Source organism: Streptomonospora nanhaiensis, assembly GCF_026642255.1.
Lineage (GTDB): Bacteria > Actinomycetota > Actinomycetes > Streptosporangiales > Streptosporangiaceae > Nocardiopsis > Nocardiopsis tropica.
Genome location: NZ_CP113264.1, coordinates 5537842 through 5550724, shown reverse-complemented (window position 1 = coordinate 5550724; position 12883 = coordinate 5537842). Strand labels below are relative to the sequence as shown.

The window sequence follows — 12883 nt, the reverse complement described above, 5'->3', positions numbered from 1 at the left end:
GGCGGCCGACTCCTGCCGGGCACCCCCCGGGGCGGGTGGGCGGCGCCCGGCGGCCCGGGGACGTGTGCCGGCGTCCCGCCGCGGAATGGCCGCACCCGTCCGACGGTTGGCCGGGGCATGGCAGACGACACCTCCCGCGACCGCGCCGGGGTGCCCCCGGCGCCCCGCCCCGCGCGCCTCTTCACCGACCGGGACCTCTGGCACGGGGGCGAGGTCGACCTGGACGCCTATCGGGCCCGGGTGGGCCTGGAGGGCGCCCTGCCGCCCACCCGTGACACGCTGCGGGCCGTGCAGCGGGCCCACCTGGCCGCCATCCCCTTCGAGAACCTCCGGCCGCTCACGGGGGAGCCGGTGCGGCTGGACGTGCCCGCCCTCGTGGACAGGATGGTCCGCGCCCGGCGGGGCGGCTACTGCTACGAGCAGAACCTGCTCCTGGCCGCCGTGCTGGACCGGCTCGGGTTCGCCGTCACCGGGCTCGCGGCCCGGGTGGTGTCCGGCCGGCCGGGGCGTCCCCGCCCGTCCACGCACTGCCTGCTGCGGGTGGACCTGGAGGGGCGCCCGTGGCTGGTGGACGCCGGCTTCGGCGGTGGCGGGCCGCTGGAGCCCCTGCCGCTGGCCGACGGCCACCAGGAGGTCCAGGGCGGCTGGGGCCTGCGCCTGGACCGGGTCTCGGAGCTCGGCGGCGACGAGTGGCTGCTGCGCTCGTTCGACGGCCTTGCCTGGCGTCCGCTGTACGTCCTCACGACCGCCGCGATGGCGCCCCAGGACTACGAGATCCTCAGCCACCACCTCTCCAGCCATCCCCGTTCGCCCTTCCTGACGCGGTTGACGGTGCAGCGGATCGGGCCGGGCGTCCAGCACGTGCTCACGGACACCACTCTCACCACTCTGGCCCCGGACGGAACGCGTGAGGAGCAGCGGGTGCCTGTGAGGGAGGTGGGGCGTGTGTTGCACGAGGTGTTCGGTATCGAACTGCACGCGAGGGAGCGGGAGGCGGTCGAGGCCAGGGTCGAGGCGTTCACCGAAGTGTGACGGTGGTCACTTTTCTCGGGGGCGGCCCTCCTCCGTCCGCCCCCACCGTCGAATCCACCTGGCGTGTCGTCGGGGCGAACCTGGGCGAAGGGTGCTTGTGGCGACACGTCCTGTGATTTCTGGTCACCGCAGACGTTCGGCGCGCCGGGCCCCTGGGCAGGACCCTGGGGTGTCACACCCCGGAGGGGTGTCGTTCCGAGGGAGCCTCGCATGGCGCACCACATGACCACGGAAGACGTTCACGAGTACATCAACGGGGTCTGTTTCAAGACCGGCCCTCCAGGCAAGGTCGGGACCGAGACCGAGTGGCTGGTCGCGGACTCCGCGCACCCGACCGCACCCGTCGCCGTCGACCGCCTCGCGGCGCTGCTGGAGGCCGGCGGGCCCCCGCCCGCGGGAAGCGCGGTCACCTTCGAGCCCGGCGGGCAGATCGAGCTCAGCTCTCCCGTGCTGCCGGGCCCGGCCCGGGCGCACGAGGCCCTGGCCGCCGACCTGGACCACGTCTCCAAGGTCCTCGCGGGCGGCGGGCTCCACCTGGTCGAGACCGCGCTCGACCCGCTCCGACCGCCCGTACGCCAGCTGCGGCTGCCCCGCTACACGGCCATGGAGCGGTTCTTCGCCGGCCGCCGCCAGCCCAGCGGCCACACCATGATGTGCAGCACCGCCTCCCTCCAGGTGTGCCTGGACACGGGGGTCGACCGCGCCGACGGACGTGCCCGCTGGGAGCTCGTCCACCGGCTCGGGCCGGTCCTCGTCGCCGCGTTCGCCAACTCCGCCGTCTGGCGGGGCCGCCCCACCGGATGGAAGTCCACCCGGTGGGCGATCTGGGCGGCCACCGACGCCGGCCGCACGCGCCCCGTCCTGGACACCGGCAGCCACCCCGACCCGGCCACCGCGTGGACGGACTACGCCCTCGCCGCCGACGTCATGGCGGTCCCCGAGATCCCCGGCGGAGGCGGGACCTGGACCCCGGATCCCGGCATCACCCTGGCCGAGTGGGTCGGGGGCCGGGGCCCCCGCCCCCTCACCCCCGCCGACGTGGAGTTCCACCTCAGCACCCTCTTCCCGCCCGTACGCCCGCGCGGCTGGTGGGAACTGCGCATGATCGACGCGGTCCCCCGCCGCTGGTGGCCCGTCCCCATGGCGCTCTGCGCCGCCCTCGTCGACGACCCCCGCGCCCGCGCCGTGGCCGAGGAGGCCACGGAGAAGCTCTGCCGCGGCCCCTTCCCCGACCGCCGCCTGTGGATGCGCTCCGCCCGGCTCGGCCCCGGCGACCCCGCCGTCGCCGAGTGCGCCCGCTCCTGCTTCGACGCGGCCGTCGAAGCCCTGCCCCGCATGGGCGCCGCCGGGCTCTCCTCCCTCGTCGACGACTACGCCGACCGCCACGTCCGGCGCGGGCTGTGCCCCGCCGACGCGCGGCCGAGCGTTCCCGCCCCGCGCCCGGGGCGCGTCGGTACCCGGGCGGGACGGACAGGGACCCACCGACACAGCGGAGGAGCACGGTGAACCACGAACAGGAACGCGCCAAGGAGCGCATCGCCACCGAACTCGAACGGAGCCGGCGGCGCAGCAACGGGCTCACGATCGACGCCCTCGACGACGAGGGCCTGCTCGCCCAGCACTCGCCCCTCATGTCGCCGCTCGTCTGGGACCTGGCCCACATCGGCAACTACGAGGAGCAGTGGCTGCTGCGGGCCGCCGGGGGACGCGAGGCGCTGCGTCCCGACATCGACGGCCTCTACGACGCCTTCGAGAACCCGCGCGCCGACCGCGTCACCCTGCCGCTCCTGCGGCCCGAGGAGGCACGCGAGTACAACGACCGGGTCCGCAAGGAGGTGCTCGACGCCCTCGACTCCGCCGACCTCGGGATCCCGGAGCAGCGCGGGGAGCCCGACGGGCGGCGGTCGCTGCTCGGCGCCGGGTTCGTCTTCCACATGGTGATCCAGCACGAGCACCAGCACGACGAGACCATGCTCGCCACCCACCAGCTCCGCGAGGGCGTCCCCGTCCTGCTGGAGGACACCGGCGCCGTCGCGGCCCTGCGCCCGCCCGTGGAGGAGGAGGTGTACGTTCCCGGCGGCCCGTTCACGATGGGCGCCGACGACGACCCCTGGGCCTACGACAACGAGCGCCCCTCCCGCGAGGTCGTCCTCGACCCCTACTGGATCGACACCAGGCCCGTCACCAACGCCGCCTACCAGCGGTTCATGGAGGACGGCGGCTACCGGGACCACCGCTGGTGGACCCTGGAGGGCTGGGAGTGGCGGGAGAGGACCGGCGCGGCCGCCCCCGCCTTCTGGAGCCCCGAGGGCGACGGGTGGTCCCGCCGCAGGTTCGGCCGCCAGGAGATGGTGCCGTCCGAGGAACCCGTGCAGCACGTCAACTTCCACGAGGCCTCCGCGTACGCCGCGTGGGCGGGCAAGCGCCTGCCCAGCGAGGCGGAGTGGGAGAAGGCCGCCAGGTTCGACCCCGCGACCGGCCTGTCCCGCCGGTACCCGTGGGGCGACGAGGAGCCCCGGCCCCGGCACGCCAACCTGGGCCAGCGCAAGCTGGGGCCCTCCCCGGCGGGGCGCCACCCCGACGGCGCGTCGCCGCTGGGGGTGCAGCAGCTGATCGGCGACGTGTGGGAGTGGACCTCCACCACCTTCACGGGCTACCCGGGGTTCCGCGCCTTCCCGTACCGCGAGTACTCGGAGGTGTTCTTCGACCAGGGCTACAAGGTGCTGCGGGGCGGCTCCTGGGCCACCCACCCCACGGCCGTCCGCTCCACCTTCCGCAACTGGGACCACGCGGTCCGCCGACAGATCTTCAGCGGCTTCCGCTGCGCACGGGACGGGGAACCCGCCTGATGTGCCGTCACCTCGCCTACCTGGGGCCGCCGCGTACGCTGCACGAGCTGCTGTACGCGGCGCCCCACTCGCTGCACGTCCAGTCGTGGGCGCCGCGCATGCAGCGGCACGGCACCGTCAACGCCGACGGCTTCGGCGTCGGCTGGTACCCGCCGCACGGGACGCCGGGGACCGCCGCGTCCGCGGACCCGTCGGCGTCCGGCCTGCCGCGGGCCGACCCCCCGGGGCCGCTGCGCTACCGCCGGGCCATGCCCATCTGGAGCGACTCGTCCTTCGCCGACGCGGCGCGCGCCATCACCTCCGGGTGCGTGGTGGCCGCGGTCCGCGACGCCACCGTCGGGTTCGGCTCCGAGGAGTCGGGCGCGCAGCCCTTCCGGGCCGACCGGCTTCTGTTCAGCCACAACGGCGCGGTCAAGGACGACGAGGCGCTCGCGGCGGCCTTCGTCCCGCCCCCGGGCGTGCTGGACGCGCGCTCCCCGGTGGACTCCGCTCCCCTGTTCGCCCACACCGTGCGGCTGTGGCGGGCCTCCGGCGACCTCGCCGGGGCGCTGGCGGGCGTGGTCCGCCACGCACGCGAGCACTCCGACGGCCGCTACAACCTGCTGGCCGCCGACGGGGAGAGCATCGTCGCCACCGCCGCCGGGGACACCCTCTTCACCCTCAGGGAGCCCGGGGGAGGGGTTTTCCTGGCCTCGGAGCCCTTCGACGACGCGCGCGGCTGGCGCGAGGTGCCCGAGGGCTCCGTCGCCGTCGCGACGCGGGAGCGCACCGGGATCCACCCGATCGCCTGACGGCCGGGGCGCCGCCCCCGCGGCACCGGCACGCCCACGGGCACCCACCAAGGGACACAGGAGGCACCATGTTCCGGATCGACCGAAACCTGACCGCCGACGACCTCGACAAGGCCCTGCGCAGCGACGTCGCCGCCGGGCTCACCGCAGTGCCCAAGCAGCTCCCGCCCAAGTGGTTCTACGACGAACGCGGCAGCGCCCTGTTCGAGGAGATCACCGGGCTGCCCGAGTACTACCCCACCCGCGCGGAGCGGAGCATCCTGGAGGTCCGGTCCGACGAGATCGCCGCCGCGGCCGACGCGGAGACGCTGATCGAGCTCGGCTCCGGATCGGGGGTCAAGACCCGGCTCCTCCTCGACGCCATGCTCCGCCACGGCCGCCTCACCGGCTTCGTCCCCGTGGACGTCAGCGGCGACTTCCTCGCCGCCTCCGCGCGCGGCGTCGTCGACGACTACCCCGGGCTCGACGTCCACGGCGTCGTCGGCGACTTCGAGGAGCACCTCGGGCTCCTCCCGGTCGGCGAGAACGGCGGACGCCGGCTCCTGGCCGTCCTGGGCTCCACCATCGGCAACCAGGAGCCGGGGCCGCGCGCCGTCTTCCTCCGCGACATCCGCGCCGTGCTCGACGCCGGGGACTCGCTCCTGCTCGGCGTGGACCTGGTCAAGGACCCGGCCCGCCTGGTCGCGGCCTACGACGACGCCCAGGGGGTCACCGCCGAGTTCAACCGCAACGTCCTCGGCGTCCTCAACCGCAGGCTCGGCGCCGACTTCGACCCCGCGGCCTTCGACCACATCGCCCGCTGGAACGCCGGGGAGGAGTGGATCGAGATGCGCCTGCGCGCCCGTTCCGCCCAGCACGTGCGGGTCGCCGACCTGGACCTGGAGGTCGGCTTCGCCCCGGGGGAGGAGATGCGCACCGAGGTCTCCGCCAAGTTCCGCCGCGAAGGGCTGGCCGCCGAACTCGGCGCCGCCGGGTTCGAGCCCTCCCACTGGTGGACCGACCCCGCCGGGGACTTCGCGCTCACCCTCGCCGCCGCGAGCTGACCGCGCCCGCCCGAGGAGGCCGACCGCGCGCCCGCTCCGCCGACGGCGGATCACCGCACGTCGGCCGCCTCCGGGCGGGCGGCGCCACACCGGGGCCGTCCGTGACTCCGGTACGCTCGTGGCGTGTTCAAGGTAGGAGTTTTCGGCGCCGATGGGCGTATGGGGTCAGAGGTCGTCCGCGCGGTTCAGGCCGCCGACGGCATGGAACTCGTGGCGGGCGTGGACAGCGCCGACGACCGGAGCGCGGTGCTGGGCGCCGACTGCGTCGTCGACTTCACCCACCCCGACGCGGTGATGGACAACCTGGAGTGGCTCATCGGCCACGGGATCCACGCCGTCGTCGGGACCAGCGGCTTCGACGAGGCCAGGCTGGAGCGGGTGCGCGCCATGCAGGCCGCCGCGCCCGGGGCGAAGGTGCTGATCGCCCCGAACTTCGGCATCGCCGCCGTGCTGATGATGCACTTCGCGCGCAAGGCCGCGCCGTACTTCGAGTCCACCGAGATCATCGAGCTGCACCACCCCAACAAGGCCGACGCCCCCAGCGGCACCGCCTACCGGACCGCGGAGCTCGTTGCCGAGGCGCGCCGGGAGGCCGGGGCCGCGCCGATGCCCGACGCCACGACGTCGGAGATCCCCGGCGCCCGCGGCGCCGACGTGGACGGGGTCCGCGTGCACGCCCTGCGCATCACCGGGCTCATCGCCCACCAGGAGGTCGTGTTCGGCACCGACGGGGAGACCCTGAAGATCCGGCACGACTCGATGAACCGCACCTCGTTCATGCCCGGGGTGCTCCTGGGGGTCCGCGGTGTCGCCGGTCTCGCCGACCCGCTCACGGTGGGCCTGGACGCCCTCCTTGACCTCGACTAGACGCGCTCCGGCGAGGGGGAGGCGACCGACCGGGCGCCTCCCCCTCGCCGTGCCCGGGGTCCGGGAGGCGCCCGCCGCTCAGGCGCCCCGGCGGCAGGTGAGGAAGACCTGGGTCTCGGGGTGCGCGCCGGAGTCCTCCGGCTCGTAGGAGACGACCCGCTCGTCCTCGACGAGCAGCCCCGCCTCCCGCACCACCCGGCGCAGCTCCTCGCGCGGATAGCCCGACACGCGGACGTCCGAGCCGAGGAAGGGGATCGGCGCGTCGTCCATGTCGGCCTCCACCATGGCCAGGCACAGCAGGCCCTCCGGGACCAGCGACGCCCGGATCCGGCTGAGCGCCTCGGGGATGCGCGCCTTGGGCAGGCACAGCAGGGAGAAGAACGCCACGATGGCGTCGTAGGAGGACTCGACCGGCTTCAGGTCGAGGATGTCGGCCTGGACGAAGGTCGCCTGGGGCACGTTGCGGCGCGCGATCTCGATCATCCGCCCGGAGATCTCGTAGCCGGTGACACGGACGCCCGCGGAGGCGAACTGGCGGGCGGTCGGCAGCCCGGTGCCCGAGCCCAGGTCGAGCACGTGTGCTCCGGGCGGCAGCAGGTCCAGCAACCGCCGGACCCGCTCCTCCTGCCCCTCTTTACGCGGAAAGGCCTCGTCGTAGCGTTCTCCGATCGTGTCGAACGCGGCGGCCTGCTGGGCCGAGCGCTCCGCCCACGCTTCCGGGTCCGGAGCGAGGTCGAGGGGGTCGGGGGCGGTGTTCTCGCTGGGCACGGTGTCGTCTTCTCCCTACCGTGGCTGAACGCGTGTCTGGGGGACCGGCCCGCATACTAGTCCCACGGGGGCGCGCACCGGGGCCCGGACCGTGTCCTCGCAGGCCGGACGGAGTGTCCCGGCCACAGCCGGGCCCGGACGCCGGGGCCCCGCGCGGGCCGGACGGGGCCCCGCGCGACCCCCGCGAGGACCGCGTCCGGCCGCGGAACGGGCCGGGGCGGGCCGTCGACGGCGGGCACCGTCCGGAACGGCTCCCCCACACACCTCTCGGACGGGGACCGCGGCGCCGTTCCCTAGCCCAGGGCGAGGGCGGCCGAGAACAGGACGCCGAACGCCATCTGCAGCCTGCCCGTCTCGCCCAGGCCCAGGACCAGGTCGCGCCCCGCCTGTCCGCCCAGCACACGCCTCAGCGGCGGCACCGCCAGCGGCGCCGTCAGCAGCACGAGCGGGGTCCACCAGAACACCGGGGTCAGCACCAGCGCGACCGCGTAGGAGGCGCCGACCGCGCCCGCGAACAGCCGTCGCGTACCCGCGTCGCCGAGCCGGACCGCGAGGGTGACCTTCCCGGTCTCCCGGTCCGTCGGGATGTCCCGCAGGTTGTTGATGACCAGCACGGAGCAGGACAGCAGGCCGACCGGGACGGAGGCCACCCAGGCCTGCCACGGCGCCGAGCCCAGCTGCACGAACACCGTGCCCACCACGGCCACCACGCCGAAGAAGACGAACACCGACACCTCGCCCAGGCCCCGGTAGCCGTACGGCGCGCGGCCGCCGGTGTAGTACCAGGCCGCGGCGATCGCCAGGGCGCCCACCAGGAGCAGCCACCACGACGACGTCGCCACCAGCACCAGGCCGACGGCGCCCGCGAACGCGAAGCTCCCCAGGGCGGCGGCGAGCACGTGCCCCGGCTCCGCCAGGCCCGACGCCGTCAGGCGGGTCGGACCGGTGCGCTCCTCGGTGTCGGTGCCCTTCACGCCGTCGCTGTAGTCGTTGGCGAAGTTCACCCCGACCTGGAGGGACATGGACACCACCAGGGCCAGCAGGGCCTTCCACCAGACGAACCCGTCCAGGGCGAGGGCCAGCGCCGTGCCGACCGCCACCGGGACGACCGAATTCGGAAGCGTACGGGGACGCAGCCCCGAGACCCATTCACTGACCGTGGCCACGCGGCGGTCCTCCACCCTCGACGACACTGCGCCGCACCTGGTGCGCAACGCAGACAACCACCCAACGGTAGTCCCTGTCCGCGGCTGTCCCCAACCGGCCGCGGCCCCGGACCGGAGGCGGGAGCGCCCCTACGCGGAGATCGCCGCGTGCAGGCGCACCATCGGCAGCGGCGAACCCAGGTCGATCTCCCGGCGGGCGCCGTCGGCGCGCCACCCCGACGCCTCGAAGAACGCGCGCAGCGCGTTGCCGGCCTCCGGCACCCACACGTGCACCGTGCCGAAGCCGTCGTCCACCAGGTGGTCCACGCAGGCGTTGACGAGGCGGCTGCCGTGCCCCTCCCGGGCCCGTTCCGGGTCCACGTGCAGCGCGAACACCTCCGCGTCCGTGGCCGGCCACAGGTCCGGGTCGCCCGCGGGGCCGAACGCGGCGAACCCCGTCACGGTCCGCACCCCCCCGACCTCGTCGGTGGCCACCACCAGCCGGTGCCGGGAGGTCGGCGGGGACTCCAGGGCGGCCGTCCACTGCTCGTGGAACTGCCTCCGGGCGTCGGCGCCGCCGATCTCGGCGACCACCGCGTCGGGCAGCAGAGCCCCGTACACCGCCCGCCACGAGGCCACCTGGACGTCCACGACGGTGTCCACGTCGGTGGCGCGGGCGGGACGGACGAACTGGGCACTGGACACGATGGGGCCTCCTGGGGAGCGTGCCGCGGCAAGATCACCTACGCCGGAGTTTCCGGACCTTGCCTCGGCATGGGAACATCTACAGTTGTGAGCCTCATTATCAGAGTTATCGTGAACGCGCTCGCCCTTTGGGCGGCTGTCTTCCTGATCGACGGGATCGACGTCACAGCCCAGACCACCGCTGGTCAGATCGGCGTCTACCTCGCCGTCGGCGCCATCTTCGGTGTGGTCAACGCGATCATCAAACCGATCGTCAAGGCCGTCGGGTGCCTGTTCTACGCGCTGACCCTCGGGCTGATCGGCCTGGTGGTGAACGCGCTGCTGCTCATGCTCACGAACTGGATCGCGAGCCTGTTCACCCTCCCGTTCCACATCGAGGGGTTCTGGCCCGCGTTCTGGGGTGCGATCGTCGTCACCATCGTCAGCTGGCTTCTGAGCATGTTCCTTCCGGACGGACAGGACGACTGAGACCGGGGCGGACACCGCCCGACCAACCCCCTTCCGCGACCCTGACCTGCGCGCGGATCCCGGGCCCGGCCGGATGGCACGGGTCCGGGACGGGTAGGTTCACATGAGCCGGTCCGTCAACCTCGACCCACGAGGACGGCGGCCGAGCAGGGCACGACCCCGCGCCCGACCCAAGACGGGGCACCACAGGAACTTTCCCGCGACCGGATCGCGTACCGCCGGTCGCGGTGGCGGACACGCAGCGCCGCACATCCGTGCACGCGTCATGTGCACGGGACACATCCAGCTGTCGACGCACACCGAGAGGAGGAGGGGCACCTTCGGACCCACCGCCCAGCGGCGGCGGTCCGGAGGCCTTTCACACACGATGACGGACACCAAGAACCGCCCGTTCGGCAAGATGCTGACCGCGATGGTCACGCCCATGCTCGACGACGGCGAACTCGACTACGAGGGCGCGGCCAGACTGGCCACGTACCTCGTCGACGAGCAGAACAACGACGGCCTCATCATCAGCGGCACCACGGGTGAGTCGCCGACCACCAGCGACGACGAGAAGGACCGCCTGCTCAGGGCGGTCCTGGAGGCGGTCGGCGACCGCGCCAGGGTCATCGCCGGGGTCGGGACCAACGACACCCGCCACAGCGTGAGGCTCGCCAAGGCCGCGGAGAAGGCGGGCGCGCACGGTCTGCTGACCGTGACGCCCTACTACAACAAGCCGCCTCAGGAAGGCCTGATCAGGCACTTCACCGAGATCGCGGACACCACCGAGCTGCCGGTCATGCTCTACGACATCCCGCACCGCACCGGCACGCCGATCGCCTCGGAGACCCTCGTCCGCCTGGCCGAGCACCCCCGCATCGTCGCGAACAAGGACGCCAAGGACAACATCGGCGCCAGCTCCTGGGTGATGGAGCGGACCGACCTGGCCTTCTACTGCGGCACCGACATCCTCAACCTGCCGCTGCTGTCCGTCGGCGCGGCCGGTTTCGTCAGCGTGGTCGGCCACATCGTCGGCTCCGACCTGCGCGAGATGATCGACGCCTTCGAGAAGGGCGAGGTCGGGCAGGCGCTGGCCATCCACCGCCGCCTCACCCCGGTCTACACCGGTATGTTCCGCACCCAGGGCGTCATCACGACCAAGGCCATCCTGAACCAGTTCGGGCTGCCCTCCGGTCCCGTGCGCACCCCGCTCACCGACGCGTCGGTCGAGCTCCAGGCCCTGCTGCGCGAAGACCTTGCCGCCGCCGGCGTCAAGGGCCCCATCGGACTGGCCCCGCACCAGGCCGTCCCCGCCAGCGCCGTGCGCGTCGAGCGCCTCACGGAGGGATCTGTATGAGCCACCCGCACCCCGAACTGACCTCGCCCCCGCCCCTGGGCAAGGGCGCGCTGCGCGTCGTCGCCCTGGGCGGCCTCGGCGAGATCGGCCGCAACATGACGGTCTTCGAGTACGACGGCCGCCTGCTCGTCGTCGACTGCGGCGTGCTCTTCCCCGAGGAGGAGCAGCCCGGCGTCGACCTGATCCTGCCGGACTTCGACTACATCCGGGACCGGCTCGACGACATCGAGGCGGTCGTGCTCACCCACGGGCACGAGGACCACATCGGCGGTATCCCGTTCCTGCTGCGCGAGCGGGCCGACATCCCGATCGTCGGCTCCCGCCTGACCCTGGCGCTGATCACCGCCAAGCTCGGCGAGCACCGCATCAAGCCGGAGACCCTCCAGGTGGAGGAGGGCGAGCGGCACGAGTTCGGCGCCTTCGACCTGGAGTTCTTCGCGGTCAACCACTCCATCCCGGACGCGCTGGCCGTCGGCATCCGCACCCCCGGCGGGTCGGTGCTGCACACCGGTGACTTCAAGATGGACCAGCTGCCGCTGGACGGCCGCCTCACCGACCTGGCCGGGTTCGCCCGGTTCGGCGACGAGGGCGTGGACCTGCTGCTGTCGGACTCCACCAACGCCGAGCAGCCCGGGTTCATCGTCAACGAGCGCAACCTGTCCGAGGCCATCGACAAGGTGTTCCGGCAGGCCGAGAAGCGCATCGTGGTGGCCTGCTTCGCCTCGCACGTGCACCGCGTCCAGCAGGTCATCGACGCCGCGTCCAAGCACGGCCGCAAGATCGCGTTCGTGGGACGCTCGATGGTCCGCAACATGAACATCGCGCGCGACCTGGGCTACCTGAGCATCCCCGGCGACACGATCATCGACGTCAAGCAGCTCGACCAGATGCGGCCGGACGAGGCCGTGCTGATCTGCACGGGCTCACAGGGCGAGCCCATGTCGGCGCTGAGCCGGATGGCCAACCGCGACCACCAGATCCGGATCGAGCAGGACGACACCGTCCTGCTCGCCTCCTCGCTGATCCCCGGCAACGAGAACTCCGTCAACCGGGTGATCAACGGCCTGACCCGCTGGGGCGCCAAGGTCGTGCACAAGGGCAACGCCCTCGTGCACGTGTCCGGGCACGCGTCCGCCGGTGAGCTGCTGTACGTGCTCAACATGGTGCGTCCGCGCAACTTCATGCCGGTGCACGGCGAGTGGCGGCACATGCGCGCCCACGCCGACCTGGCCAAGCTCACGGGCGTCCCCTCGGACCGGATCATCATCGCCGAGGACGGCGTGGTGGTGGACCTGTACAAGAACCGGGCCAAGATCGTGGGCGCGGTCCAGGCCGGGTACGTGTACGTGGACGGAGCCTCGGTCGGCGACGTCACCGACGCCTCGCTCAAGGACCGCCGCATCCTCGGCGAGGAGGGGTTCATCTCCGTCGTCGTCGCGGTGGACTCCGGGACCGGCAAGATCCTCGGGGAGCCCGAGATCCACACCCGGGGCGCGGGCATCGGCGCCGCCGCCTTCGACGACGTCATCGACAAGATCCAGGACTCCCTGGACAAGGCGGCCCGGGACGGGGTCAACGACCCGCACCAGCTGCGGCAGCTCATCCGCCGCAACACGGGCCGCTGGGTCAACGACACGTACCGTCGTCGTCCCATGATCATCCCTGTCCTGGTCGAGGTCTGACCGACCGGTCCGGGGGCGCCCCCGGACCTGGGCACGGGAACGGCCCGAGGCGCGCGCCTCGGGCCGTTCCCGTGGGCCGGGCGGCCCCCGGGAGCGCCGCGGGCGGGGTGCCGCCGGCCGATTCGGGCGACACGCCGTCCCGGTACGGGCCAAGGAGGTGGACGCTTCAGTAGGCTGCCCGCCGTGACGGGCCG

Annotated in this window: 12 protein-coding genes; 9 read left to right on the top strand and 3 right to left on the bottom strand. The window is 73.3% G+C overall.

Features of this window, described 5'->3' with window-relative positions; all coding sequences use genetic code 11:
* The first annotated feature begins 117 nt into the window (after positions 1-117).
* From OUQ99_RS23995 to dapB, 6 genes are all read left to right on the top strand, one after another.
* The gene (locus tag OUQ99_RS23995; protein ID WP_267946047.1) at positions 118-1032 is read left to right on the top strand and encodes an arylamine N-acetyltransferase family protein; all 915 of its coding nucleotides are present in this window, start codon (positions 118-120) and stop codon (positions 1030-1032) included.
* Positions 1033-1242: 210 nt separating this feature from the next.
* Positions 1243-2538, top strand: a complete 1296-nt coding sequence (gene egtA / locus OUQ99_RS23990; protein WP_267946046.1) for an ergothioneine biosynthesis glutamate--cysteine ligase EgtA — start codon at positions 1243-1245, stop codon at positions 2536-2538.
* The gene (gene egtB, locus OUQ99_RS23985; RefSeq protein ID WP_267946045.1) at positions 2535-3881 is read left to right on the top strand and encodes an ergothioneine biosynthesis protein EgtB; all 1347 of its coding nucleotides are present in this window, start codon (positions 2535-2537) and stop codon (positions 3879-3881) included. Before egtA ends, egtB begins: the two co-directional genes overlap by 4 nt.
* Positions 3881-4672, top strand: a complete 792-nt coding sequence (gene egtC / locus OUQ99_RS23980; protein WP_267946044.1) for an ergothioneine biosynthesis protein EgtC — start codon at positions 3881-3883, stop codon at positions 4670-4672. The genes egtB and egtC overlap by 1 nt, the downstream gene beginning before the upstream one ends.
* 68 nt (positions 4673-4740) lie before the next feature.
* Positions 4741-5715, top strand: a complete 975-nt coding sequence (egtD, locus tag OUQ99_RS23975; RefSeq protein WP_267946043.1) for an L-histidine N(alpha)-methyltransferase — start codon at positions 4741-4743, stop codon at positions 5713-5715.
* 123 nt (positions 5716-5838) lie between these two features.
* Positions 5839-6582 carry a 4-hydroxy-tetrahydrodipicolinate reductase gene (gene dapB / locus OUQ99_RS23970; RefSeq protein ID WP_267946042.1) on the top strand — a complete coding sequence of 248 codons (744 nt, stop codon included), beginning with the start codon at positions 5839-5841 and terminating at the stop codon, positions 6580-6582.
* A 78-nt stretch (positions 6583-6660) separates the two neighbouring features.
* On the opposite strand, the gene OUQ99_RS23965 is transcribed toward dapB, so the two are convergent.
* The 3 genes from OUQ99_RS23965 to OUQ99_RS23955 all read right to left on the bottom strand — a co-directional run bounded on the left by OUQ99_RS23965 (position 6661) and on the right by OUQ99_RS23955 (position 9200).
* Positions 6661-7350: a class I SAM-dependent DNA methyltransferase gene (locus OUQ99_RS23965; protein WP_267946041.1), complete on the bottom strand. Its 690-nt coding sequence runs from the start codon at positions 7348-7350 to the stop codon at positions 6661-6663.
* 293 nt (positions 7351-7643) lie between these two features.
* Positions 7644-8516 (bottom strand): 1,4-dihydroxy-2-naphthoate polyprenyltransferase, encoded by an 873-nt coding sequence (locus tag OUQ99_RS23960; protein WP_267946040.1) that lies wholly within the window; start codon positions 8514-8516, stop codon positions 7644-7646.
* A 129-nt stretch (positions 8517-8645) separates the two neighbouring features.
* The gene (locus tag OUQ99_RS23955) at positions 8646-9200 is read right to left on the bottom strand and encodes a GNAT family N-acetyltransferase (RefSeq protein ID WP_267946039.1); all 555 of its coding nucleotides are present in this window, start codon (positions 9198-9200) and stop codon (positions 8646-8648) included.
* An 87-nt stretch (positions 9201-9287) separates the two neighbouring features.
* On the opposite strand from OUQ99_RS23955, the gene OUQ99_RS23950 reads away from it, so the two are divergent.
* The 3 genes from OUQ99_RS23950 (at position 9288) to OUQ99_RS23940 (ending at position 12689) form a co-directional block, all read left to right on the top strand.
* Positions 9288-9668, top strand: coding sequence for a phage holin family protein (locus OUQ99_RS23950; protein WP_267946038.1), 381 nt, complete (start codon positions 9288-9290; stop codon positions 9666-9668).
* Between the two features lie 367 nt (positions 9669-10035).
* The gene (gene dapA / locus OUQ99_RS23945; protein WP_267946037.1) at positions 10036-11007 is read left to right on the top strand and encodes a 4-hydroxy-tetrahydrodipicolinate synthase; all 972 of its coding nucleotides are present in this window, start codon (positions 10036-10038) and stop codon (positions 11005-11007) included.
* Entirely contained in the window at positions 11004-12689 is a 1686-nt protein-coding gene (locus OUQ99_RS23940) for a ribonuclease J (protein ID WP_267946036.1), read from the top strand. The genes dapA and OUQ99_RS23940 overlap by 4 nt, the downstream gene beginning before the upstream one ends.
* The last annotated feature ends 194 nt before the right edge of the window (positions 12690-12883 follow it).

What these genes read in the sequence shown, in the direction of transcription:
- egtC (WP_267946044.1), top strand. Translation starts at nt 3,881, where the DNA reads ATGTGCCGTCACCTCGCCTACCTGGGGCCGCCGCGTACGCTGCACGAG.
- dapA (WP_267946037.1), top strand. Translation starts at nt 10,036, where the DNA reads ATGACGGACACCAAGAACCGCCCGTTCGGCAAGATGCTGACCGCGATG.
- OUQ99_RS23995 (WP_267946047.1), top strand. Translation starts at nt 118, where the DNA reads ATGGCAGACGACACCTCCCGCGACCGCGCCGGGGTGCCCCCGGCGCCC.
- OUQ99_RS23940 (WP_267946036.1), top strand. Translation starts at nt 11,004, where the DNA reads ATGAGCCACCCGCACCCCGAACTGACCTCGCCCCCGCCCCTGGGCAAG.
- egtD (WP_267946043.1), top strand. Translation starts at nt 4,741, where the DNA reads ATGTTCCGGATCGACCGAAACCTGACCGCCGACGACCTCGACAAGGCC.
- egtA (WP_267946046.1), top strand. Translation starts at nt 1,243, where the DNA reads ATGGCGCACCACATGACCACGGAAGACGTTCACGAGTACATCAACGGG.